23 protein-coding genes and 1 riboswitch are annotated in these 23,039 nt (G+C 62.9%); of the genes, 7 read left to right on the top strand and 16 right to left on the bottom strand.

Annotated elements, in window-relative coordinates; genetic code table 11:
• Window positions 1-37: 37 nt before the first annotated feature.
• The 5 genes from cobA to cbiE are packed head-to-tail and all read right to left on the bottom strand — an operon-like array spanning window position 38 to window position 4,406.
• The gene (gene cobA / locus Q0859_RS16815) at window positions 38-757 is read right to left on the bottom strand and encodes a uroporphyrinogen-III C-methyltransferase (protein WP_299153329.1); all 720 of its coding nucleotides are present in this window, start codon (window positions 755-757) and stop codon (window positions 38-40) included.
• Complete coding sequence (locus tag Q0859_RS16810) at window positions 754-2,067, bottom strand: cobyrinate a,c-diamide synthase (RefSeq protein WP_299153327.1); 1,314 nt, start codon at window positions 2,065-2,067, stop codon at window positions 754-756. The genes cobA and Q0859_RS16810 overlap by 4 nt, the downstream gene beginning before the upstream one ends.
• Window positions 2,060-2,854, bottom strand: a complete 795-nt coding sequence (cobM, locus tag Q0859_RS16805) for a precorrin-4 C(11)-methyltransferase (RefSeq protein WP_299153324.1) — start codon at window positions 2,852-2,854, stop codon at window positions 2,060-2,062. Before cobM ends, Q0859_RS16810 begins: the two co-directional genes overlap by 8 nt.
• Window positions 2,851-3,219 carry a cobalamin biosynthesis protein gene (locus Q0859_RS16800; protein ID WP_299153322.1) on the bottom strand — a complete coding sequence of 123 codons (369 nt, stop codon included), beginning with the start codon at window positions 3,217-3,219 and terminating at the stop codon, window positions 2,851-2,853. The genes cobM and Q0859_RS16800 overlap by 4 nt, the downstream gene beginning before the upstream one ends.
• Window positions 3,216-4,406 carry a precorrin-6y C5,15-methyltransferase (decarboxylating) subunit CbiE gene (gene cbiE / locus Q0859_RS16795; protein WP_299153320.1) on the bottom strand — a complete coding sequence of 397 codons (1,191 nt, stop codon included), beginning with the start codon at window positions 4,404-4,406 and terminating at the stop codon, window positions 3,216-3,218. The genes Q0859_RS16800 and cbiE overlap by 4 nt, the downstream gene beginning before the upstream one ends.
• On the opposite strand from cbiE, the gene Q0859_RS16790 reads away from it, so the two are divergent.
• On the top strand, window positions 4,405-5,157 hold the full coding sequence (locus Q0859_RS16790; protein ID WP_299153318.1) for a cobalt-precorrin-6A reductase: 753 nt from the start codon (window positions 4,405-4,407) through the stop codon (window positions 5,155-5,157). The genes cbiE and Q0859_RS16790 overlap by 2 nt on opposite strands.
• Here the strand turns inward: Q0859_RS16790 and cobJ are convergent.
• Genes cobJ through Q0859_RS16755 form a run of 7 tightly spaced genes read right to left on the bottom strand, consistent with a single transcriptional unit; the run spans window position 5,130 to window position 13,060 of the window.
• On the bottom strand, window positions 5,130-5,882 hold the full coding sequence (gene cobJ / locus Q0859_RS16785) for a precorrin-3B C(17)-methyltransferase (RefSeq protein WP_299153316.1): 753 nt from the start codon (window positions 5,880-5,882) through the stop codon (window positions 5,130-5,132). The genes Q0859_RS16790 and cobJ overlap by 28 nt on opposite strands.
• Complete coding sequence (locus Q0859_RS16780; RefSeq protein ID WP_299153314.1) at window positions 5,879-6,607, bottom strand: precorrin-2 C(20)-methyltransferase; 729 nt, start codon at window positions 6,605-6,607, stop codon at window positions 5,879-5,881. Before Q0859_RS16780 ends, cobJ begins: the two co-directional genes overlap by 4 nt.
• Window positions 6,604-7,233, bottom strand: coding sequence for a precorrin-8X methylmutase (locus Q0859_RS16775; RefSeq protein WP_299153313.1), 630 nt, complete (start codon window positions 7,231-7,233; stop codon window positions 6,604-6,606). The genes Q0859_RS16780 and Q0859_RS16775 overlap by 4 nt, the downstream gene beginning before the upstream one ends.
• Complete coding sequence (locus Q0859_RS16770; protein WP_299153311.1) at window positions 7,223-8,347, bottom strand: cobalamin biosynthesis protein CobG; 1,125 nt, start codon at window positions 8,345-8,347, stop codon at window positions 7,223-7,225. Before Q0859_RS16770 ends, Q0859_RS16775 begins: the two co-directional genes overlap by 11 nt.
• On the bottom strand, window positions 8,344-11,613 hold the full coding sequence (gene cobN / locus Q0859_RS16765; protein WP_299153310.1) for a cobaltochelatase subunit CobN: 3,270 nt from the start codon (window positions 11,611-11,613) through the stop codon (window positions 8,344-8,346). The genes Q0859_RS16770 and cobN overlap by 4 nt, the downstream gene beginning before the upstream one ends.
• Window positions 11,614-11,625: 12 nt before the next feature.
• Window positions 11,626-12,681: a cobalamin biosynthesis protein CobW gene (cobW, locus tag Q0859_RS16760; protein ID WP_299153308.1), complete on the bottom strand. Its 1,056-nt coding sequence runs from the start codon at window positions 12,679-12,681 to the stop codon at window positions 11,626-11,628.
• 4 nt (window positions 12,682-12,685) lie between these two features.
• Complete coding sequence (locus Q0859_RS16755) at window positions 12,686-13,060, bottom strand: DUF1636 domain-containing protein (RefSeq protein ID WP_299153307.1); 375 nt, start codon at window positions 13,058-13,060, stop codon at window positions 12,686-12,688.
• An 85-nt stretch (window positions 13,061-13,145) separates the two neighbouring features.
• Window positions 13,146-13,364: riboswitch (cobalamin riboswitch) on the bottom strand.
• A gap of 94 nt (window positions 13,365-13,458) precedes the next feature.
• Between Q0859_RS16755 and cobO the strand changes: the two genes are divergently transcribed.
• Genes cobO through Q0859_RS16735 form a run of 4 tightly spaced genes read left to right on the top strand, consistent with a single transcriptional unit; the run spans window position 13,459 to window position 16,534 of the window.
• Complete coding sequence (gene cobO, locus Q0859_RS16750) at window positions 13,459-14,067, top strand: cob(I)yrinic acid a,c-diamide adenosyltransferase (RefSeq protein ID WP_299153305.1); 609 nt, start codon at window positions 13,459-13,461, stop codon at window positions 14,065-14,067.
• Window positions 14,068-14,676, top strand: coding sequence for an HAD family hydrolase (locus Q0859_RS16745; RefSeq protein ID WP_299153303.1), 609 nt, complete (start codon window positions 14,068-14,070; stop codon window positions 14,674-14,676).
• Window positions 14,673-16,118, top strand: a complete 1,446-nt coding sequence (locus Q0859_RS16740) for a cobyric acid synthase (RefSeq protein WP_299153301.1) — start codon at window positions 14,673-14,675, stop codon at window positions 16,116-16,118. The genes Q0859_RS16745 and Q0859_RS16740 overlap by 4 nt, the downstream gene beginning before the upstream one ends.
• A gap of 23 nt (window positions 16,119-16,141) precedes the next feature.
• A complete protein-coding gene (locus Q0859_RS16735; RefSeq protein WP_299153299.1) occupies window positions 16,142-16,534 on the top strand; it encodes a 5-carboxymethyl-2-hydroxymuconate isomerase in 393 nt (130 codons plus the stop codon).
• Window positions 16,535-16,625: 91 nt separating this feature from the next.
• Here the strand turns inward: Q0859_RS16735 and Q0859_RS16730 are convergent, their stop codons facing one another.
• Genes Q0859_RS16730 through Q0859_RS16715 form a run of 4 tightly spaced genes read right to left on the bottom strand, consistent with a single transcriptional unit; the run spans window position 16,626 to window position 20,600 of the window.
• Window positions 16,626-17,360 carry a proteasome-type protease gene (locus Q0859_RS16730; protein ID WP_299153296.1) on the bottom strand — a complete coding sequence of 245 codons (735 nt, stop codon included), beginning with the start codon at window positions 17,358-17,360 and terminating at the stop codon, window positions 16,626-16,628.
• Between the two features lie 60 nt (window positions 17,361-17,420).
• Window positions 17,421-18,221 carry a transglutaminase family protein gene (locus tag Q0859_RS16725; RefSeq protein ID WP_299153295.1) on the bottom strand — a complete coding sequence of 267 codons (801 nt, stop codon included), beginning with the start codon at window positions 18,219-18,221 and terminating at the stop codon, window positions 17,421-17,423.
• Window positions 18,222-18,226: 5 nt separating this feature from the next.
• Window positions 18,227-19,168, bottom strand: coding sequence for an alpha-E domain-containing protein (locus tag Q0859_RS16720; RefSeq protein WP_299153293.1), 942 nt, complete (start codon window positions 19,166-19,168; stop codon window positions 18,227-18,229).
• A gap of 4 nt (window positions 19,169-19,172) precedes the next feature.
• Complete coding sequence (locus Q0859_RS16715) at window positions 19,173-20,600, bottom strand: circularly permuted type 2 ATP-grasp protein (RefSeq protein WP_299153291.1); 1,428 nt, start codon at window positions 20,598-20,600, stop codon at window positions 19,173-19,175.
• Window positions 20,601-20,820: 220 nt separating this feature from the next.
• Here Q0859_RS16715 and Q0859_RS16710 point away from each other — a divergent pair, with 220 nt between their 5' ends.
• On the top strand, window positions 20,821-21,651 hold the full coding sequence (locus Q0859_RS16710) for a 3-keto-5-aminohexanoate cleavage protein (RefSeq protein WP_299153288.1): 831 nt from the start codon (window positions 20,821-20,823) through the stop codon (window positions 21,649-21,651).
• A gap of 72 nt (window positions 21,652-21,723) precedes the next feature.
• Entirely contained in the window at window positions 21,724-22,959 is a 1,236-nt protein-coding gene (locus Q0859_RS16705) for an acyl-CoA dehydrogenase family protein (RefSeq protein WP_299153286.1), read from the top strand.
• The last annotated feature ends 80 nt before the right edge of the window (window positions 22,960-23,039 follow it).

Raw genomic sequence — 23,039 nt, 5'->3', positions numbered from 1 at the left:
CAACTTGGTAAGCGGTTTGGGGCTTTGGCTCATGCGCTTACCCTTCTGCCAACGCGCCATAAAGGATCAGGGCAGGCGCATCGCTGACCCCCGCCTCAAGTCTGGTGATCAGTGCAGAGAGGGTTGAGCGGTGCAGCGCCTGTTGCGGTGTCGATACCCCTTCGGCCAGCAGGGCAGGCGTATCGCCCGGCAATCCGGCCTCCATCAACATGCGCGCAAAGGCCGGAAAGGTCCGCTGGCCCATGAACACCACCGTGGTCGCCTGCGCATCGGCAAGGGCGGCCATGTTCAGGTCTTCGGGTAAGGCCCCGCGCACGTCATGGCCGGTGATAAACTGCACCCGACGGGCTGTGAGGCGGCGTGTCAGTGGAATGCCCGCAGCAGCAGCGGCCGCGCAGGCCGAAGGCACGCCGGGGATAATTTCATATGCGATTCCAGCGGCTTTCAGCGCGTCGATTTCTTCCTCAAGTCGCCCGAACGTGCCCCCGTCACCGGATTTCAAGCGCACGATCCGTTGGTTGTCCTGGGCGTACTCCACCAGCAACTGGCTGACATGGTGCTGCTTGGGCGAGGGTCGCCCGGCGCGTTTGCCCACCCCGACAAGGTCTGCCCCTGCGCGCGCATGGCTCAGGATCGGCCCTGCACTCAGGTCGTCAAACAGCACGGCATCCGCCCGTTTCAGCCGATCCGCCGCCTTGAGTGTCAGCAATTCGGGATCGCCGGGCCCGGAGCCGACAAAGCTGACAAAGCCTGTCATGCCCGCTCTCCGGTGATCAGGTGAAAGAAGGTGCCGGTGACATTGCCCCGCCATGACCCGCTTTGGGCTGCCGGGTTGCCATCGGCGTCAAAGACCTGCGCGAGCGGTGCGTCGGGTTGGTCAAGGATCGAGGAGTAGTGGAATTCGTGCCCGCGCAAGGCCGCTCCGACCTCGAAGCCCGGTAGTGCGTGATCCAGAACGGCCCGCCGGTATCCGAGGTTGAATTTGCGTTTTTCATAACTCGTTGCCAGCCCAAGCAACCCCACCATCTCGTGCGCCGTGCCATCCTTGTCCGTCAGGCTGGCCCCAAGCGCCATGTAGCCGCCGCATTCACCATGCACGGGTTTGGTCTCTGCATGTTTGCGCAGTCCGGTCTTGAAGGTTTGGGCCGCAGCAAGCGTGCCCGCATGCAGCTCGGGATAGCCGCCGGGCAGCCAGACGAGGTCAGCATCCTGTGCGGGGGCCTCATCCGCCAGCGGGGAAAACGGCAGAATTTCGGTGCCAGCCGCCCGCCAACCGCTGAGCAGATGGGGGTAGGTAAAGGAAAACGCCGCATCACGGGCCAAGGCGATCCGCTGTGCCGGGGGGGATGGCAGGGGGTGTGGGGGCAGGGCCATTCCGCCGCGCGCCGCTGCCTTGATCGCGTCCAGATCGACGTTTTCGCGCAGGAAGTCCGCGTATCCAGCAATCGCGGCCTCAAGGTCGGGATGTTCGACCGCCTGAATCAGCCCCAGATGCCGCTCCGGCAGTTTCAGATCGCCGCGTCGTGGCAGGCAGCCCAACACTTTGACGCCCGCCTGCTCCATGCCCACACGTGTCAGCCGCTCGTGGCGGGGGCTTGCCACCCGGTTAAGGATTACCCCGGCAAAGGGCAGGTCGGGGTTGTACATCTTGAACCCAAGGGCTGTGGCTGCTGCCGATTGTGCCTGCCCGCCCACGTCGATCACCAGCACAACGGGCCAGCCCATCTTCAGGGCGGTTTCGGCGCTGGACCCAAACCCGCTTTGGCCGCGCGTTGCCACACCGTCAAACAGGCCCATGGACCCTTCGGCGATGCAGATATCAGCGCCTGTCTGTTGGGCTGCGATCCCGCCAAGCAGTGCTGCGTCCATGGCCCATGTATCGAAATTGAACGAGGGTCTCCCGGCTGCGGCCAGATGAAAGGCCGGGTCGATGTAATCCGGACCGCTTTTATAGGGTTGCACCGTCAGCCCGTCATCGCGCAAGGCGCGCAACAGGCCCAGCATCACCGTTGTTTTGCCCGTGCCCGACGCGGGGGCAGAGATCATCAGTCCGGGGGGGTTAGTCATCGCCATGGCTCCAGCTGGCCCATGGGCTTTCAGCGCTCATCGGGCGGTATCGTCGGTCATAATCGGGCGCATAAAGGCAGCTTTCGTCGAACCCATCCGCGCCGATCACCCGACCAACAAGGATCAGGGCGGTGCGGCTGATGCTGTCGTCCATGGCATTGTGCAGCGTGTCGAGGGTGGCCATGATGACCTGCTGATCTGGCCAACTGGCGCGGTAGACGACCGCGACAGGGCAGTCGGCACCGTAGGCAGGGGTTAGGTCCGTGACAACTTGATCGAGGTTTCCGATCGACAAGTGGATCGCGAGTGTCGCGCCGGTGGCTGCGAAATTGCTGAGCGTTTCGCCTGCCGGCATGGATGAGGCCCGTCCGGGCGTGCGCGTCAGCACCACCGATTGTGCAATCCCCGGCAGTGTCAGTTCGGCCCCGAGGGCGGCGGCGGCGGCACTGAACGAGGGCACGCCGGGCGTCACGGTAAAGGGGATGTTCGCCGTCTTGAGACGGCGCAGCTGTTCGCCCATGGCTGACCAGACCGACAGATCGCCCGAATGCAGGCGTGCGATGTCGTGTCCTTTGGCATGGGCCGTAGTGATTTCGGCCATGATGTCATCAAGGTCCATGGCGGCGGTGTTCACCACCCGCGCGTCCGCAGCGCAGTGGCCCAGGACCGCTTCGGGCACCAGTGATCCGGCGTAAAGGCACACGGGGCTCGCCGCGATCAGGTCACGCCCGCGTAGGGTCAGCAGGTCAGGTGCGCCGGGGCCTGCGCCGATGAAGTGAACGGTCATGTGTCTGGTCCTTTGGCGATGGCGCAGGTGGCCTTGCGATCAGGGGATATCACGCGCGCGCAGATGAGGGTGGCACCGGGGCCTGCGGCGGCCAGTGCGGCGGCTTCAGCGACCGATCCTGTATTGCGTGTTGTATGGCTGTGGGCGGATTGGGTTTGTGTTGTCATGGCAGTGAGCTTTTGAACTGGCACGGCTATGATGTGGCAGGGCAGACTTTCGGCGAACTGTCGAAAGGTGGGCGTGCCGGCTTTGTCCTGTGCCGTCGCAAGGTGGTCTGGCACCCCGACATAGCCTGTTGCGTGCAACGCTTGGCGCAGGCTGTCGGCGCTGGCCGAGGTGGTGAACCCGAAACCGGCGACGATCATGGCACAAAGCTCCATTGCACAACCGGATAGGCCGAGGACCAGCCGCGTTTGGGACCCAAAGGCGTCGCATTCGATAGCGCAATACGCAGCAGATCACCGCCATGGGTCGCATGGGCGGCGGACAAAATGGCCTCGCCCTCAAGCGTGACCGCGTTCACGACCACTCGCACCCCTTGCGCGATGGCGGCGTTCAGAGTGGCCTGACCCAGTCCGCCGCCGATAAAGATCGCGTCTGGGGTGTCGAGATCGCCCAGGGCGTCTGGCGCAGCCCCTTCGATGACGGTCAGCCGATGCTCAACACCCAGATCGATGCTGTTTTGGCGTATCCGTGCGGCGCGGTCGGTGCGGTGTTCGATGCAGGTGGCGCGGGTCGTGGGATGGCTTAGTACCCATTCCAGCGCGATGGACCCGGACCCGCCGCCGATGTCCCACAGGTGCTCATGCGGTTTCGGGGCCAGTGTCGAGAGCGTGATGGCGCGCACAGGGCGCTTGGTGATCTGTCCGTCGCTGGCAAAGGTGCCGTCGGCTTGGCCGGTGGCCGTTGTCAGTGCGGGACCATCGCCTGCGACGTCAATCGCGGCGCAGACCGGGTGGTCGAAGCCGCCGCTGAGCGTGTCTGCGCGCCCGGACGTCATCCGTTGCGCAGGCCCGCCGAGGTGTTCGAAGACTGTGACCGCGCTGCCGCCAAAGCCGCAGGCATGCAGGTAGTCAGTCAGGTCGGTCACCGCGACGCCATCGCGCAAGGTGACGATCAGGCGTGTCTTTGGTGCCAGATGGCGGAGCATCTGGGGCATGCGGGCGGCATGCAGCCCAAGGCAGATGGTGTTCTCAAGTGCCCAGCCCAACTGTGCCGCCGCCAGTGCAAAGCAGGAGGGACCGGGATGCGCGACCCATTCCGAAGCCGCATAGCGGCGCGCGATCACCGATCCCGCCCCGAACCAGAACGGATCACCCGAGGCGAGCACCACCACGCGTTGCCCACGCAAGTCGTCCAGCATCTTCAGCCCATCGGCAAAGGGCACGGGCCACGCAATCTGCTGCGGCGCGCCGTCTGGGATCAATCCAAGGTGGCGGGGTGGTCCCATCACCACCTCGGCGCGGGCCAGTGCGGCTTGACTTGCGTCGCTCAGCCCGGCAACTCCGTCCTCGCCTATGCCGATGATGGTCAACCAAGGGACGTCAGACATGCACAACCTCCTGATCCTTGGGGGCACGACCGAAGCCACGGCCTTTGCCAATGCCGCCGCCGCGGCAGGTCTGCGCGGCACGGTCAGCTTTGCGGGTCGGGTGGAGCGGCCCAAACGCCAGCCCTTGCCGCAGCGCATCGGTGGATTTGGCGGGGTGCGGGGCCTCGCTGACTATCTGGTGACGCACAACATCACCCATGTGGTCGACGCGACCCACCCCTTTGCGGCGCAGATGAGCGGGAACGCAGTGGCCGCCTGTGCCCAGGCGGGTGTGCCGCTGGCCGCGCTGACCCGCGCGGCCTGGACTGCCCAAGCGGGGGACCGCTGGACCCATGTGCCTGATATTGCGGGCGCTGTGGCTACCCTTGATCAACCCGCCCGCCGTGTGATGTTGGCCGTGGGTCGCATGCATCTGGCTGACTTCGCACCCAATCCGCAGCACTTCTATCTGTTGCGGCTGGTCGATGCGCCCAAGGCACTGCCGCCTTTGCCGGACCACCATGTGCTGGTGTCGCGCGGCCCGTTCACGGCGGAAGATGATCGCGCGCTGATGCAGGTCCATGATATTGATCTGGTCGTGTCCAAGAACGCGGGCGGCACCGGGGCCTATGCCAAGATTGCCGCAGCCCGTGATCTGGGATTGCCCGTGTTGATGATCGACAGACCCGCAATAGCGGCCCGAACCGAGGTGACCACCGTGGCCGAGGTGATGGCGTGGCTGGATCATGCGGGGGCCGACCGGGGTGTGTAAACGATAGGCGCGCCATCTGTTTGAATGATCCGGGTCCGGGACGAGCCGACAATGACCATCGTGCGCATGTCTGCCATCTCGGGCGTCGTCTCCATCAAGGGGACGACTTTGATCTGCTCATCTGCATGCGAGACGTTCCGCGCAAAGATCACGGGCCGGTTGTCGGCGCAGGCATCCTTGAGGACCTCCAACGTGCGCACAAATCCCTCGGGACGCGATTTTGAGCGGGGGTTGTAGAACGCCATCGCAAAATCCGCCTCGGCTGCGAGGCGTAACCGTTTTTCGATCATCGCCCAGGGTTTGAGGTTGTCGCTGAGGTTGATGGCGCAGAAATCATGGCCCAACGGCGCACCCGCGCGGGCAGCCGCCGCAAGCATCGCCGTGATGCCCGGAAGGACGCGAATGTCGAGAGTGCGGTAGATGGGAGGGCCTGCCTCGACCGCCTCAAACACCGCCGCTGCCATCGCGAATACCCCCGGATCACCGGACGACACCACCACGACCTTGTGCCCGGCGGCCGCCATATCCAGCGCATGGCGTGACCGCTCCAGCTCAACCCGGTTGTCCGAGGCGTGCAATGTCAGCCCGTCGCGGGCCGGGATGCGCGCCACATAAGGGATGTATCCAACGATATCGGTTGCTTGCGCCAATGTCTCAGACACTTCGGGCGTGACAAGCGCATCATTGCCCGGCCCAAGCCCCGCGATGACCACCCAACCCGTCATGGGCGTCGCCCTTGTCCATGCACCACGATGATCGAGAAGTAGGGGGTCACCTTGGCCCCCGCATCGGTCAGCTTTTGAACGGTCTGGTTGGGCATGGTGGCGTATTCGATCAGATAGGCGGCATCGTATTTGCCCGCAGTCTTCAGCGCGCGGCGCACCTTGTTGATGTTGCGCCCGATTTTCATCACGACCAACGCGTCGGCATTGGCCATGTTGGAGGCCAGCGTGCCCTCGTCCAGCGTCCCCATCAGCACGCTGAGGATATCATCCCCCCATGTGATCGGGGCCCCTGTTGCGGTCCATGCCCCGGACATGCCCGTGATGGCGGGCACGACCTGTACGTCGATGTCGCCCGACAGCCGGGTATAGAGGTGCATGAAGGACCCATAGAAAAACGGATCACCCTCGCAGAGCACAACCACATCCTCGCCTGCATCCGTGAGGCTGCGAATGTGGGCAGTGCAGTTGGTGTAAAACTGGCTCAGGATCTCGTTATAGCGCGGATCGCTTAGCGGGATTTCGGTGGTGACGGGGTATTCCATCGGGAACTCGATGGCTGTGTCCATGATCATGCCGTTCACGATCTGGCGGGCCTGACCGGGGCGCCCGGCCTTGCGAAAGAACGCCACATGTCTGGCCGTGCGCACCAGCCTGTCGGCGCGCACGCTCATCAGGTCCTGATCACCGGGGCCAAGACCCACGCCATAGACGGTTCCGGATGTCATTCTTTGCGGCTCGCTATGGCGTTGACCGCGGCGACGGTGATTGCGCTGCCGCCCAAACGGCCCTGCACGATGCAGCATGGCACCGGTTGATCCGCCCATAGGGCGTCCTTGGACTCCACCGCGCCCACAAAGCCCACGGGGCAGCCGATGATGGCGGCAGGGCGAGGGCAGGTGGGGTCTTCGAGCATGTTGAGCAGATGGAACAGCGCCGTGGGGGCGTTCCCGATTGCCACCACCGCCCCGGCGAGGTGGGGCCGCCACAGCTCAAGCGCGGCGGCGGACCGTGTGTTGCCCATCTTGGCGGCCAGTTCGCGCACCCCCTCGTCATGCAGGGTGCAGATCACGGCGTTGTCTGCGGGCATCCGCGCGCGGGTGATCCCCTCGGACACCATACGCGCATCGCACAGAATCGGTGCGCCCCGTTCCAAGGCGGTGCGGGCGGCGGGCACGAAACCTGGGGAAAAGTGGCAATGCTGCTCCAGCCCGACCATGCCTGCTGCATGGATCATGCGCACGGCGACCTGTTCCTCGTCTGCATCAAAGCGGGCAAGGTCCGCTTCGGCCCGGATCGTGGCAAAGGATTTCAGGTAAATGGCCGCGCCATCGGTTTGATATTCATAGGGCATCTGGGGTGGCCTTGAGGGTCAGGAGGTCGGTTGCGGACAGTCCGCGCTGGCGGGGCTGATCCCATGGATGGCCGTGCACCACAAGGTCATAGGCCCCGTCGCGGCCCACGAGCGTTGTGTGGGCGGGTTTGGGATGTGCGCAGCCTTTGGCGCAGCCAGACACATGCAGGTCTGTGTGTGCGCCCGCCAATGCCTGAGCCACGGCCCGCGTGTCGACGCTGGCTGCTGCACAAGCAGGCGCACCGGGGCAGGCATGGGTGCGCAGCAAGGGATCGCCCGGCGCGGTGACAAAGCCGTGGGCATCGCCCGCTGCGGCATTCTCCAACACAAAGACCCGCCATGGGGTGACCCGCAAGCCGTCGGGACCGTTGTCGGTGACAAGTGCTGCGAGGTCGTGGGCGTTCATACTCCCAAAGGGCGCGCCAAAGGCCGGGCCGATGGGCGTCATACCAGGAGAGAGGCTGGCGCGGTTGGACTGCGGTTTCGCCTTGGTCCATGCGGCGGGCAGAGGCGCTTTGCGCACGATCTTGGCCATGCGCCGCGCTTGCGGGGTAATGTGCTTTGCGCACCATGTGGTCAGTTCGATCAAGGCATCCATTGCGGTGGCTTCGGTGATGGCCCGCCCGCCCGACGCCCCATCCGCGCGCAGGATCAGCGTATCGCCTGCACCGCGTTCAAACCGGAAATCCGCCGAGGTATCTTGCAGGACCGGCTGCGCTCCGGTGTCGATGGCGATCCCGATCTTGGCAGGCAGGTCAGGCAACTCGTGCAGCCTTGCGCAGATCGCGTTGTGCAGCCGGTGCGTCAGATCAGCGTCGGACCAAAGTGGCGCGACCACGATGTTGCGTTTGGCTTCGGCCTCGGGTGTCGGGTCGAGCAGATCCAGCACCAGCAAAGCATCAAGGGCAGCGGCGTGATCCTTGACCCCGCGCAGTTGCAGGTTGGCGCGGCTGGTCAGATCAATGATCCCGTTGCCGTTCTGCACCGATACAGCACACAGCCCCAGGATCTGGTCCTGCGTCAGCCGTCCCATCCGAGGGCGCACCCGTACGATCAGCCCGTCGCCCGACATCATCGGCGTATACGCGCCGGGGCACCATCCTTTGACAGTCATTGCGCGGCCTCCAGGCTGGCGCGGATGGAGTTGCGCCGGGTTTGCCACAGCCCCGCCGCATCCAGAGCGGCAAACTGGTCCTGTATCGCCTGCAAGGCACCGGGATTGGCGTCCGCCAGGAACGCCGTGACCTGCGGATCGCCCAGGGTCACATCGTGATAAAGATCGAACAGGTGCGGCTGCACCACCCCTGCCAGATGGGCAAAGGCCGCCAGGTGATCAAGCGTCGCGGCAATCTCGGCTCCGCCCCGAAACCCGTGGCGCATCATGCCCGCCAGCCATGCAGGCTGTGTTGCGCGGGCCTGCACGACCCGTGCGATTTCTTCGGGCAAAGAACGTGCACGGGGGCGGTCTGGCTGGGTTGCATCCATGTGATAGAGGGCCGCATTGCCCCCCGTGAGGGCTTGGGCCGCAGCAAATCCGGCCTCGTGCGCGGCATAGTCCGAAGCCAGCAGCACGTCTGTTTCGGGCAGGTCCTGAAGGTGTACAAAGCTGTCAGCCTGTTCCAGACGGCTGCGGATGCCGTCGGCATCATGGGTCGCTGCCGTGCCATCCAGTGCATATGCGCTGGCGCTGAGCCATGCGCGCCCGGCGGCGGCGCGGCTTTCATCCGTGTAGGTTTCAAGGTCCGCGCCCATGCCCAGTCCAAAGCTGCCCGGCGCGGGGCCGTAGACGCGCGCAGTTGCCGTGTGACCTGCATAGGGGTTCCAGTCGGGTGCCTCGTCGCGCGCGGCAAGGGCGCGCACGGCCTGGCCAAACAGGGCGGACAGGGTCGGGAATACGTCGCGAAACAGGCCCGACACGCGCAAGGTTACATCGATGCGGGGGCGGTCCAGATCGGTGATGGGCAAGACTTCGATGCCTGACACGCGCTCTGACCCCTGGTCCCAGACCGGGCGGACTCCAAGTAGGTGCAGCGCCATCGCAAACTCTTCGCCCGCGGTGCGCATGGTCGCCGATCCCCACAGATCAACGATCAGTCCGCGCGGCCAGTCGCCGTGATCCTGCAAGTGGCGGCGCACCAGTTCCTCGGCCAGCTTGACCCCCTGGGCATAAGCGGCGCGGGTCGGGACAGAGCGGGGGTCGGTCGTGAACAGATTGCGCCCTGTGGGCAGCACATCGCGCCGGCCGCGATAGGGCGAGCCGGAGGGGCCTGCCTCGATCCGCTGGCCATTCAGTGCGGCGATCAGGCTGTTTTGTTCAGATACGACAGACGTATCCGTATCATGCGGCGCGGCAACGACGGGCGCGCGACCCCAGATGTGCAGGCCGTCGCCAAACTGGCTTTCCTTGATGTCACAGACGAAACGGTCGATGCGGGTGATCGCCTCGGCACTGCAACTGGCGCGCTCCAGCCCCAGATCGTCCTCGACGCCAAGGGCCTGCGCCTCTGCGCGGATGTCGTCTTGCAGCCTGTCGCGGCGGCGCGGATCAAGCCCATCGGCATTGGAAAACTCGTCCAGCAGCGTTTCGAGACGCACCAGCCGGTCGGGCGTGTCGGACGCTTTCATCGGAGGGGGCAGGTGCCCCAGGGTCACGGCCCCGATGCGCCGCTTGGCCTGTGCCGCCTCGCCCGGATCGTTGACGATAAAGGGATAGATCACCGGCAGCGTGCCTGTCAGTGCTTCGGGCCAGCATTCCTGCGACAGGGCCACCGACTTGCCCGGCAGCCATTCCAGCGTACCATGCGCGCCGATATGGATCAGAGCCTGCGTTTGGGTCTGTAGCCAAAGGTAGAAGGCGACGTAGGCATGACGGGGCGTGCGCGACAGGTCGTGATAGTCGTCATCGCGTGCGTCAAAGGCTCCCCGCTCGGGTTGCAGTGCGATCAGTGCATTGCCGCGCTGTGTGGCCGCGAAGGTGAACGGACCTGCGGGGGCACCCCAACTGTCGTTCAGATCGTCTTGCAAGGGCTGGGGCAGGGTCTTGAGCGCCTCCAGATAATTCGCAAGCGGCCATGTGATGGTGTCGGTGGCCAGGGCTGTTTCAAGCGGTGTTTGCACGTCGTCAACCGCATGATCTGCCATTGCAAGGTCGCTCAGGATCGCCTCGCCCGATGCCAACGCATCAAGGCCCACAGCATGCGCCATGTTCCAGCCCTTGCCCGGATATGTGCTGAGGATGAGGGCGAGCTTGCGCTTGGACGCAGGGGTTGCGGCCAGATCGACCCAGGCCCGCACCTTGTCGGCCACTGCGTTGGTGCGTTCCATATCGGCGCTGTGCGCATAACGCGAAAATTGCAGGTCCGGGTCGCGCGTCTGGGGATCTTTGAATGATGTGATACCTGCAAACAGCCGCCCGTCCACCTCGGGCAGAACCACGTGCATCGCAAGGTCCGTGGGCGAGAGGCCGCGTTCGGCCTCGGCCCACATCTGCCGGGTCGAAGTGGCCAGCGCAACCTGAAACACCGGCACATCACCTGCGTCCAGCGGCGAGGTCCCGGCGCTGCCCTTGCCTGAAAAAGCGGTGGCGTTCACAATGGCGGCGGGACCCAGATGCGCGATCTGACGAGCCATCCACCCGGCGGGATCCGGGGCCTTGAGCGATGGGGCAAACAGTGCGAGCACGCGGAAGCCCCGGTCGCGAAGGGTGGTGAACAGCGCCTCGATCGGGGACAGATCCGCCGCCGCCAGATAAGCGCGATAGAAGGTGATGATGACCAGCGGCGCGTCGGTTTGTGGCAGGATCAGCGGGCAGCACACGCCGTCCTCGGGGGTCCACGCGCCAACCATTGGCAGAGCCTTCGCGCCCCGCACAGGCCCCGCGTACAGCCCCGAGGCCAGCGCCATCTGCGCCAGTGCGGCTTGGGCTGCAACAGTGCCGCCAGCGTCGCATAGATGGGCCAGGCGGCGCAGGGTCGAGATGGGCAAAGTCGACATCTCGTCCAGCCGCGGATCCACCCGTCCATCGGCGGGCAGCACCGCCAGTGCGATTCCCTTGGCTTGGGCGAGCGCGAGCACCTGTTGCAGCCCGTAAGACCAATAAGGTACCCCGCCAATCAGGCGGATCAGGATGCCCTTGGCCCCCGCCAGCGTCTGTTCCACGTAAGTATCGACCGACAGGGGGTGCTTGAGACCTACGAGGTTCGCCAACCGTAGGGTGGGCAATTTGCCCACTTTGCCACCGCCGCGATGCCACGCTGCCCCGAACGCCCCGAGGTCACTGTCAGAGAAGGACAGTACCACCAGATCTGCGGGCGTCTGCCCCAGATCGGTGGGCGTCTCGGTCTCTTCGAGCCCGTGGCTTTCGCGAAAGACGACGTGCATGGCGGGTCCTGTCTACTCGGCGGCTGCCAGAGGTTGGACGAGTGCGTTGCGAATGGCTGTGCCGTTCACGTCGTCATGTTCGGCGATCACGACCAAACGACCCTGACGGACCTCATTCGGACCCCAAGGACGGTCGTATTGATGACGGACACGCGCGCCGACAGCCTGCACCAGCAGACGCATCGGCTTGCCGGTGACAGCAGCATAGCCTTTGACGCGCAGGATGTTCTGCGCCTTGGCCATCGCTTCGATCCGGGCGACCAATTCGGCAGGGTCAGTCACTTCGGGAATGTCGATGATGACGGATTCAAAATCATCATGCTCGTGATCGTCATGGCCGTCGTGATGAGACGGGCGGGCGTCCATGTCATCCTCGGCCGCCGCCTCGAGTCCGAGCAGCACGCGCGGGTCCACCACCCCTTCGGCCACCTCGACAACCGGAAGGGGGCGGGGCGTTTCGGCGGCGATGATCTCTTTGGCTTTGGCGACGCCTTCGGGGCCGGCCAGATCGGGTTTGGTCAGCAGGATGATGTCAGCGCAGGCGATCTGATCCTCGAACACTTCGGACAGGGGCGTTTCGTGATCAAGGCTGTCATCGGCGGCGCGTTGGGCATCAACCGCGGCCACATCAGGAGCAAAGCGGCCCGCGGCCACAGCTTCGGCATCGGCCAGGGCGATCACGCCGTCCACAGTGATGCGCGAGCGGATATCGGGCCAGTCGAAGGCCTTGAGCAGGGGTTTGGGCAGGGCCAGACCGGATGTTTCGATCAGGATGTGTTCGGGTTGCGGATCAAGGGCCATCAGCGCCTCGATTGTGGGAATGAAATCATCGGCCACGGTGCAGCAGATGCAACCATTGGCCAGTTCCATGATGTTTTCGGCCGGGCAGTCGGGGATGGCGCAGGATTTCAGGATCTCCCCGTCCACGCCCACATTGCCAAATTCGTTCACGATCACGGCGAGGCGCTTGCCCTGCGGGTTCTGCATCAGGTGGCGCACAAGGGTCGTCTTGCCCGAGCCGAGAAAGCCGGTGATGACGGTGACAGGGATTTTGTTCAGGGATGCCATGGGCTTATACCTCTTGCGGGGGGATGCGGGCGATGCAGTTCTTGCGGAAATGTTCGGGGCGTTCGCGCCATGGCACGATGCCATCAGCAGTGGCGGCGTATTTGGTGATGCCCTCGACGACCATATCGGCGTCGCGGTCTTCCATCAGGTTGCCGTAGACGTAGGTCCAGCGCCCGGAACCGCCGCGCACCGCGACCGAACAGCCGGACGAGCAGTTCGACAAACACTCGACCGCTTTCAATGTGACACCTTCGGGCATAGCGCGGGACGCGAGTTCAGCGTGCAGCACTTCGCCGGGGCGGGTGCCACCTTCGGGCACCTCCAGCTCGCGGCGGCATTTGACGCAAACCAGCAGCTCAACAGGGGGTAAATCGCTCATTCTCAATCCCAAATCTGGGGCGGGGAAAGGGATGGCGGGCGGCAATCAGGCCGAATGTCCCGACACCCGGAACACCCCGTCCGGTTTCGTCACGTCCTTCGCTGGCAGGTCTCCCGGCTTGCGGATATCAGCGATGCGCTGTCGGGTTGCCCCACCTTCCCGGCCTTTTGGCCAGTGGTGCGGGGGCACCCTTCTCCGGTCACGGTCGCGGGGGCGGCTGCGTTTCAGTCAGATGGCCCCGACCTATCGCATTCCCTTTTCACCCCACACGATTGTCCGGGGCACCAGCACATCCCTAGTGCGCGCGGGCTCGGACTGAGTCAAGGGCGCACATCAACGGCTCTGGCGGTTCACGCGATTTAGTGGCACGAACAGGCAAAGCCGCGAAAGGGATCCCCATGGACGACGTCAACGACCGCCACAACGCCAAGATGAAAAAGATCAAGGCCGCGCGTGATAGGATGATGGAAACCAAGACCGAGGAAAAGGGCCTGATCATGGTGCATACCGGGCCGGGCAAGGGCAAGTCCTCCTCCGGGTTCGGCATGATCATGCGCTGCATCGCACACGGGATGCCCTGCGCCGTGGTCCAGTTCATCAAGGGCAACTGGGATACGGGCGAAAAGACGTTTCTGCGCAATCGTTTTGCAGATGAGTGCCGATTTTTCGTTTCCGGCGAGGGATTTACATGGGAAACCCAAGACCGCGAGCGCGACATTGCTGCGGCCCAGAATGGCTGGAAGATCGCGCAGGAACAAATCCTCGACCCCGAGATACAGTTCGTATTGCTGGATGAGATCAACATCGCGCTGCGCTATGACTACCTCGACATCGACGAGGTGGTCGATTTCCTGCTGACCCGAAAACCAGCGATGACCCATGTGGTGCTGACCGGGCGCAACGCCAAACCCGAGTTGATCGAGGCAGCGGATCTGGTGACCGAGATGGCGCTGGTCAAACACCCGTTCAAGGAGGGGGTGAAGGCGCAAAAGGGTGTGGAGTTCTGAGTGTCACGACCTCTGATCGTCTGGGACTTTGATGGTGTTTTGAACGCCAATATCGTGGATGGGCGGTTTGTCTGGACCGATCACCTTTATGCGGATTGGGGGATCATGCCTGCTGACCTGTCGGCGCATATTTTCGAGTCGGGTCTGATCCACGAGGTGTTGCGCGGCGCGCGTGATCTGCGCGATGTGCTGGTCGACTGGTTCGCGCAGACGGGTCGCGATATAGATGCGGATGCGTTTCTGGCTTATTGGTTTGCGCAGGATGCCCGGCCCGACACACAGGTCATCGGGCAGCTTCAGACGCCCCGATTCCGCCATGTCATCGGCACCAATAATGAAACGCGCCGTGCCGCCTATATCGAGACCGAGATGGGGTTCGGACCACTGGTCGAGCGCGTTTTTTCGTCTGGGCGCATGGGATGTGCCAAGCCCGAGGCGGCCTATTTCGCACATATCGAAGCGTGGAGCGGGCTGCCCCCGGACCGGCATACGCTGATCGATGACACAGTTGCAAACGTCGTGGCGGCCAAGGCGCGCGGTTGGCGCGGTTTCCATTTTTGTGCCGACACCCGTGCCGATCTGCCCGCATTTCTGGACGCCTTACCGTGACCGCACTTATGATTCAGGGCACAGGCTCAAACGTGGGCAAATCCATGCTCGTCGCCGGGCTCTGCCGCGCCGCCGTCAATCGCGGTCTCTCCGTCGCGCCCTTCAAGCCGCAAAACATGTCCAACAACGCGGCTGTGACGACCAACGGCGGTGAGATCGGGCGGGCACAAGCGCTGCAGGCGATGGCCTGCGGCCTTGACCCCCACACGGATATGAACCCCGTCCTGCTCAAACCTGAAAGTGATGTGGGCAGTCAGGTCGTGGTGCAGGGCAAGTGGTTCACGACGGTCAAGGCGCGGGCCTATGCAGCCCTCAAACCGCAACTGCTTGATGCCGTGCTCGACAGCTTCAACTGTTTGAAATCAAGACATCATCTGGTCATTGTCGAAGGGGCGGGCAGCCCGGCCGAGGTCAATCTGCGCGACGGCGATATCGCCAATATGGGCTTTGCACGCGCCAGCGACACGCCCGTCATCCTCGCCGGCGACATCGACCGGGGGGGCGTGATTGCCCAGATTGTGGGCACGCAAGCGGTGATCGATCCACAGGATGCGGCCATGATCCAAGGGTTCCTGATCAACCGGTTCCGGGGCGATCCGACCTTGTTCGATGACGGATACAAGCTGATCGAACAGCACACCGGATGGCCCGGTTTTGGCGTGCTGCCGTGGTTCGGTGATGCTTGGAAATTGCCTGCCGAGGACGCGCTTGATATCGCGACACCCGTGCGCACCACGGGCTTGCACATCGTGTGTCTCAAACTTTCGCGGATCGCCAATTTCGACGATCTGGACCCACTGGCACAAGACCCCGGCGTGCGCCTGACGATGCTGCATGCGGGCCAACCGCTGCCGGTGGATGCGGATGTGGTCATTATCCCCGGCAGCAAATCGACCCGCGGGGATCTGGAGTTCCTCAAACAGCAAGGCTGGGATGAAGACGTGCGCGCCCATGTGCGACGGGGAGGGCATGTGCTGGGCATTTGCGGCGGCTACCAGATGCTTGGCCATACGGTCGCGGATCCGGGCGGGATCGAGGGGCAGGCGGGAACGACACAAGGTCTTGGCCTGCTGAATATCCACACCGAAATGACCGAACACAAACGGCTCAGCACGATCAATGCGACGCATGTGCCGACGCAGCGTGTATTCTCAGGCTATGAAATCCATATCGGGCATAGCAGTGGTGAGGACCGCAAACGCCCCTTCGCACAGATCAATGGCACTGACGAAGGCGCAATCAGCCCGGATGGGCGCGTTGCGGGCAGCTACCTGCACGGTATGTTCCGCGATGACGGATTTCGGACCGCGTGGCTCGCGCAATTCAATGTGGTCGCCAGTGATCAGTGCTATGATCAGGCAGTGAACGCGACGCTCGACGCCCTTGCCGCGCATATGGAAACCCATCTGGATATCGACCGGATTCTGGGTTGCGCGCGCTAAACCTAAAGCAGAGACTGCTGCTCATGCCCCATATCATCCTCGACTACTCCGCGAACCTGGATGCGCAACTCGACATGCACGCACTGTGCGTCGCACTCAAAGATGCAGCAGCGGCCACAGGTGTGTTCCCGCCCGCGGGCATCCGGGTGCGGGCGCATGCGGCCAACCATATGGTCATTGCGGATGCGCACCCCGATCACAGCTTTATCGACATCACGCTCAGACTGGCGGCGGGGCGCAGTGATGCGGCAAAGGCCAAAGCGACCGAGGCCGTGTTCGGGGCGGCCCGATCCTTCACTGGCGATCTGATGAAACGCCAGCCCCTCATGCTTTCACTCGAACTGCGCGAAATCGATGCCACGTTCAGCCGCAAGACCAGCTCGATCCGGCACCACCTGCGGCCAGATATGCACTGACAGCTTCCTTTCGCCAAAAATACCTTGGGGGAGTCCGTCAGGACGGGGGCAAAGCCCCCTGAAACATCGTGTCGCGCCAGCGGCCTTTGGATCAGTCAAACTTGAACTCGGGCAGTTGATCAAAGGCCAGTTTCAACGCCTCGCCCCAGCCATTTGACACGGCGAGAAAATAGGGATCATCGGCTTCGACCCGGGCGGCGTGGCCAATGCTGAGGCTCCCGGCGGCATAGGTCACATAATCCAGCGGCAGGCCGACCGACAGGTTGGATTTGATGGTGGAATCAAAGCTGACCATCAACAACTTGATCGCCTCCTCGAACGACATGTCGGCGTGTTGGGCGCGCACCAGAATGGGCTTGCCGTATTTCGCCTCGCCGATCTGAAAGAACGGACTGTCCTCGGAGGCTTCGATAAAGTTGCCCTCGGGATAGATCAGAAACAGGCGCGGCTCGGATCCGGCGATCTGCCCGCCCACGATCATGGTCGCACCAAAGGCCCCATCCGCCTCCTGACCAGTGGTTGCATTGATGGCAATCACCTCACGCAGGGTCCGGCCCACTTCGCGCGCAATCTGAAACATGGACGGCGCTTCGAGGATCGAGGGTTTGCGATCCTCGGGGGCCTTCGTGCGCTCGTCCAGCAGGGAAATCACGGATTGCGTGGTGGCCAGATTGCCAGCCGTCATAATCAGGATCGTGCGCTCGCCCGGCACTTCCCAACGGTGCATCTTTTTCACGGTCGAAATGTTGTCGACACCGGCATTCGTGCGTGTGTCCGACATGAAAATCAGGCCCGCATCCAGGCGCATCCCAACGCAATATGTCATTATCTGGTGTCCTTCATCCGAACCGTGGGCATATATGCCCCGAGTCGCACTATACCTGCGCTATTGTTGCTGAACCTGCAAGGACACGGACATTTGTTCACCCGCCTGACCGTAACGTAGTCCCGAAATCGGGGCGGCCCCACGGTAATCAAGGCCGGTGGCGACCCGCACATAGCGCGCATCGGGCGAATATCCGTTTGAGACATCAAAGCCGACCCACCCCAGATCCGGCACATGGGCCTCGGCCCAGGCGTGGCTGGCATCCTGCTCCACCCGGTCGTCCATCTTGAGATAGCCCGACACATAGCGCGCGGGATATCCCATCAGCCGTGCGGCCGTGATAAAGACGTGGGCGTGATCCTGACACACCGCATGGCCCGCACTCAGAGCATCTTCGGCCGTCAGATCAGAGGCCGCCTGATCGGTCGAATAGGGCACCACCTGCAAGATATGCGCCGACAGCGCGTGCAATTGCTCCACAGGCGCACCGCCCTCGGACATTGCTGCGACCATCGCCTTGATCTGCGGCCCCGGATGGGTCAGGGCGGTTGACCGTTCAAACAGCCAAAGCGGCACAAACCCACCTTGGGGGCCAACGACGCCCGCGCGATCCTCGACATCCACCGTGCCGCGGCAGGTGATCTCGATCCGGGTCTCGCCGGGATGGAAACTCACCAGATCCACGGAATTGGCATGTTCATCCTCGAACGACACCTCGACCTGTCCGCCTTTGACCTCGATCTGCCAATCCTCGACCTGCTGGCCGGGGCGCGACTTGGGGCGCAGGCGGATTTGTTGTAAGCCGTAGGGGACGGGTGCGTCATAGGTGTAGTGGGTCTTGTGCTGAACGGTCAGGCGCATGATCTCTACTCGCTAAACCGGTAGTCAATTTCGATCTGACGGCCCAATGCAGTGCTGTCGCGCAAAAAGTCACCGATGAACTCATGCAGACCATAATCAAAGATGGCGTTCATATCATGCGCCCTGAACTTGGAGCAGATCGCCTCAGCCAGCGCATCACAGGGTTTGGACGCGCCGTATTCCTTGGCAATATAGCCCAGATTTTCGCCGATCTTGCCGTAACAAAAGGCCAGACTACGGGGCAAACGCCCATCCAGGATCAGAAAATGCGCGATGACGCGCGGGTCGATGTCGCCCCCATGCAGCGTCTGATAGGCGCGGGTGGTGGATGTCGCCCTCAGGATCGTTTCCCACTGCACATTGTCGGACGGGCTGCCCACAAGGCGTACAGACGGCAGCAGGATATAGTATTTCTGGTCGAGTATCCGCGCGGTGTTGTCCGCCCGTTCAAAGAACGTGCCGATGCGCGCGAAATTGTACATGTCGTTGCGCACCATGGTGCCGTGCGAGGCCCCGCGCACAAATGCACTGCGTTGCCGAACCACTTGCAGCACGCGGGGCAGATCGCGGTCGGCCACCGGTTCGGCCAGAACGCGTTTCAGCACCATGTAGCACTCGTTCACCGCCTCCCAGACCTCGCGGGTCAGCGCGGTGCGCACCACGCGCGCATTTTCGCGGGCGGCTTCAATCCCGGCCATGATCGAGCCGGGGTTGTTCGGGTCGCGCAGAAGAAAGTCGATGATCTTGGGCCCATCGGGCGCACCGTGCATCGCCGTATAGGACCCGTGCAGCCCGGTGGATTGCAGGATCGAGGTCCATTCACTTTCGGCCGCACTCGACCGGGTCAGCGAAATCCGCAGACCCGCATCGATCATCCGCGCCGTGTTTTCGGCCCGTTCAAGATAGCGGAACATCCAGAACAGCCCGCCTGCGGTTTTGCCCAGCATCGCGCTACTCCTCCAGCACCCAGGTGTCTTTGGTGCCTCCGCCTTGGGATGAATTGACAACAAGTGATCCGGCGGTCAGTGCCACACGGGTCAACCCGCCCGGCGTGATGTCGATCTTGTCGGGCGAGACGAGCACAAAGGGGCGCAGATCCACATGGCGTGGCGCCAGGCCCGCGTCCGTCAGAATGGGTACTGTGGACAGTGCGAGGGTCGGTTGCGCGATGTAGTTGCCGGGATTGGCCTCCAGCTTGGCACGGAAGGCCGCAATCTCTTTTTTGGAGGCGGCAGGGCCGACCAGCATGCCATAGCCGCCAGAGCCATGCACCTCTTTCACAACCAGCTCGGCGAGGTTGTCGAGCACGTATTTCAGCGCGTCGGGTTCGGAGCAGCGATGCGTCGGCACGTTTTGCAGGATTGCCTTTTCGCCGGTGTAGAACTCAACGATATCAGGCATGTAACTGTAGATGGCCTTGTCATCCGCAATTCCCGTGCCCGGCGCGTTGGCGATAGTGATCCCGCCGGCGCGGTAGACATCCATGATACCGGGTACGCCCAACATGCTGTCAGGATTGAAGGTCAGCGGGTCCAGATAGTCGTCATCGACCCGGCGATAGAGCACATCAATCGGTTTGTAGCCGCGCGTGGTGCGCATCGCGACGCGCCCGTCAACCACGCGCAAATCGTGGCCCTCGACCAGTTCGGCCCCCATTTGATCGGCAAGGAACGCATGTTCGTAATAGGCGGAGTTGTGAATGCCGGGCGTCAGCACCGCCAGCGTCGGCTTGCCATCACATGCGGGCGGCGCGCAGGCCGACAGCGACTTGCGCAGGCTGTTGGGATATTGGCTGACCGACTGCACCTTGATCTTGGAAAACAGCTCAGGGAACATATGCAGCATCGTCTCGCGATTTTCGAGCATGTAGCTGACACCCGAGGGCGTGCGGGCGTTGTCTTCAAGCACGAAAAACGCGTCGTCGCCCGTGCGCACCAGATCGGTGCCCACGATGTGGGTATAGATGTCGCCGGGCGGGGTTACCCCGATCATCTGGGGCAAAAATGCCTCGTTGCGCGCCAACATTTCAGCCGGAAGGCGGCCTGCGCGCACGATTTCCTGACGGTGATAGATGTCGTGCAGAAAGGCGTTCAGGGCGCGCACCCGCTGTTCGATCCCCTTGGCGACCTTGGCCCATTCACGCGCCGCAATGATACGCGGGACCAGATCAAATGGGATCAGCCGTTCGGTCGCGTCGGGGTCGCCATAGACGTTGAAGGTCACCCCGATCAGGCGAAACAGGGCTTCGGCCTCTTCCGACTTTTCAAGAAGGCGGGCGTTGTCTTCGCCGTTGAACCATTTGCAATAGGCCTCGTAAGGCAGACGCGCGTCAGTGCCGTGACCGAACATTTCGTCAAAGTACAGGGGTTTATTCACCATTTCCTAAGCCTGCACATTCTGACCCGTCCCGCAACCGACTTGCGCGGGGGTGGGCAGGAAAGGCGTAATTCTGTCCAAAAAACGGGCGGTTATGTGATATGTGATCGGATCATCATCATGCGGCACGGTCGCTTGTCACAGCATGCGCGCGCTCGTGCACTGGACGTCGGCGCGCGATTGCACAACGATGCAGGGACTGTTTTCTGATGCGAGGCCCCCCATGTCTGATCCCTGTATCATTTGCGTTGCCATAACAGGCTCGGTTCCGCGCAAATCCGACAACCCGGCGGTGCCCGTCACCATATCCGAACAGATCGAAAGCACCCATGCCGCGTTCGAGGCCGGGGCCAGCATTTGCCATGCCCATGTGCGTAATGACGACGAGACGCCCAGTTCAGACCCCGACAAGTTTGCGGCCCTCAAGGAAGGGGTGGAAAAGCACTGCCCGGGCATGATCGTGCAACTCTCGACCGGCGGGCGGTCAGGGGCGGGCAAGGCGCGTGGGGGCATGCTGTCGCTGCGCCCTGATATGGCGTCCCTCTCGGTTGGCTCCAACAACTTTCCCACCCGCGTCTATGAGAACCCGCCGGACCTCGTCGACTGGCTGGCGGCTGAGATGGTGGCGCATGACGTGAAGCCCGAGATCGAGGCCTTTGACCTCAGCCACATCCTGCACGCCGCGCTGATGCACAAGCGCGGGCAGATCGCCCACACCCCTTATGTGCAATTCGTCATGGGTGTGAAAAACGCGATGCCTGCGGATCGCCATATCTTTGATATTTATGTGCAAACCGTGCAACGCCTGTTTCCGGGTGCGCCGTGGTGTGCCGCCGGAATCGGGGTCAATCAGGTCGTGTTGAACGAATGGGCCGTGGCTGCGGGCGGCCATGCCCGCACCGGGCTTGAGGACAATGTGCGTCTGGACAAGGCGACGCTTGCGCCCTCCAACGCCGCCCTTGTGACGCGCCTGGCCGAGATCTGCGCCAAACATGAACGCCCCGTCGCCACCCCGGCCCAAGCCCGTGCGATCCTGGGTTTGCGCGCCGCCTGATCCCCGCGCAAACCGGTGGACATGGACGTCATTTGCCCTCACCCTGATCAGAACGCGAAAAGGATCAGCCTCATGGACATGTCATTCACCCTGCGCCCCGAAAACCGCGATTTGCTGAACCGTGTGTCGGCCATGATCCGGGACGAGATCATGCCGATGGAGGAGGAATATGCTGCCGAAGTCGCCAAAGGCGATCGCTGGCAATATACTGATCGGCAGACCGAAATCCTCGAAGGGCTGAAATCCAAGGCCAAGGCGGCGGGCTTGTGGAATTTCTGGCTGACCGACAGTGACAAGAGCTTTGGCCTCAGCACCGTGGAATACGCCCATTTTGCCGAAGAGATGGGCAAGACTCCGTTGGGCGCAGAGGTATTCAACTGCTCGGCCCCCGATACCGGCAACATGGAGGTGTTCGAGCGCTACGGCACTGATCAGATGAAAGCGGACTGGCTTGCGCCCTTGCTTGAGGGCAAGATCCGCTCGGCCTATCTGATGACCGAACCGGATGTGGCCTCGTCCGATGCCACCAACATTTCAATGTCCTGTGTGCGCGATGGGGACGACTATGTTCTGAACGGCGAAAAATACTGGGCCAGCGGGGCAGGGGACCCGCGCTGTAAAGTCTATATCGTCATGGTCAAAACGGGCGGCGACGAGAACCCCAAGCACAAGCGCCAGTCGATGATCGTGGTGCCTGCGGGGACCGACGGCATCGAAATTCTGCGCCCCATGTTGGTCTACGGGCACGACGATGCCCCCCACGGCCACATGCATATTCGGTTTACCAATGTGCGCGTGCCAGCCGAAAACATCCTGCTCGGCGAAGGGCGCGGGTTCGAGATTTCTCAGGGTCGCCTTGGCCCCGGTCGCATCCACCATTGTATGCGCGCCATCGGGCAGGCCGAGGCGGCGCTGGAACTCATGTGCAAGCGATCCCTGTCCAAAGAGGCATTTGGCAAACCGCTGGCGCAACTGGGTGCAAACTATGACATAATCGCGGAATCCCGAATGGATATCGAAATGGCGCGTCTGCTGTGCCTCAAGGCCGCGTGGATGATGGATCGGGGCGATGCGCGCGCCGCCGCCCCGTGGATCAGCCAGATCAAGGTGGTGGCCCCGCGCGTCTCGCTCAAGGTTATCGACGAGGCGGTGCAGATGCATGGCGGTCAGGGGATCAGTCAGGACACGCCGCTGGCCCATGCCTGGACGCATCAACGCACCTTGCGTCTGGCTGATGGTCCCGATGCCGTCCACCGCCGTCAGGTCGCCCGCGCCGAGTTGAAAAAATACACACAGCAGAAAATGTAAAAGCCCTGCGCGTGCGGCGATAAAAACCTTGCGTGGTGCGCCCTTCGCACCGCAAATAGATCCCATGTGCGCCACCTTGA

Source organism: uncultured Tateyamaria sp., assembly GCF_947497045.1.
Lineage (GTDB): Bacteria > Pseudomonadota > Alphaproteobacteria > Rhodobacterales > Rhodobacteraceae > Tateyamaria.
This window is presented reverse-complemented; position numbering and strand designations above follow the sequence as displayed.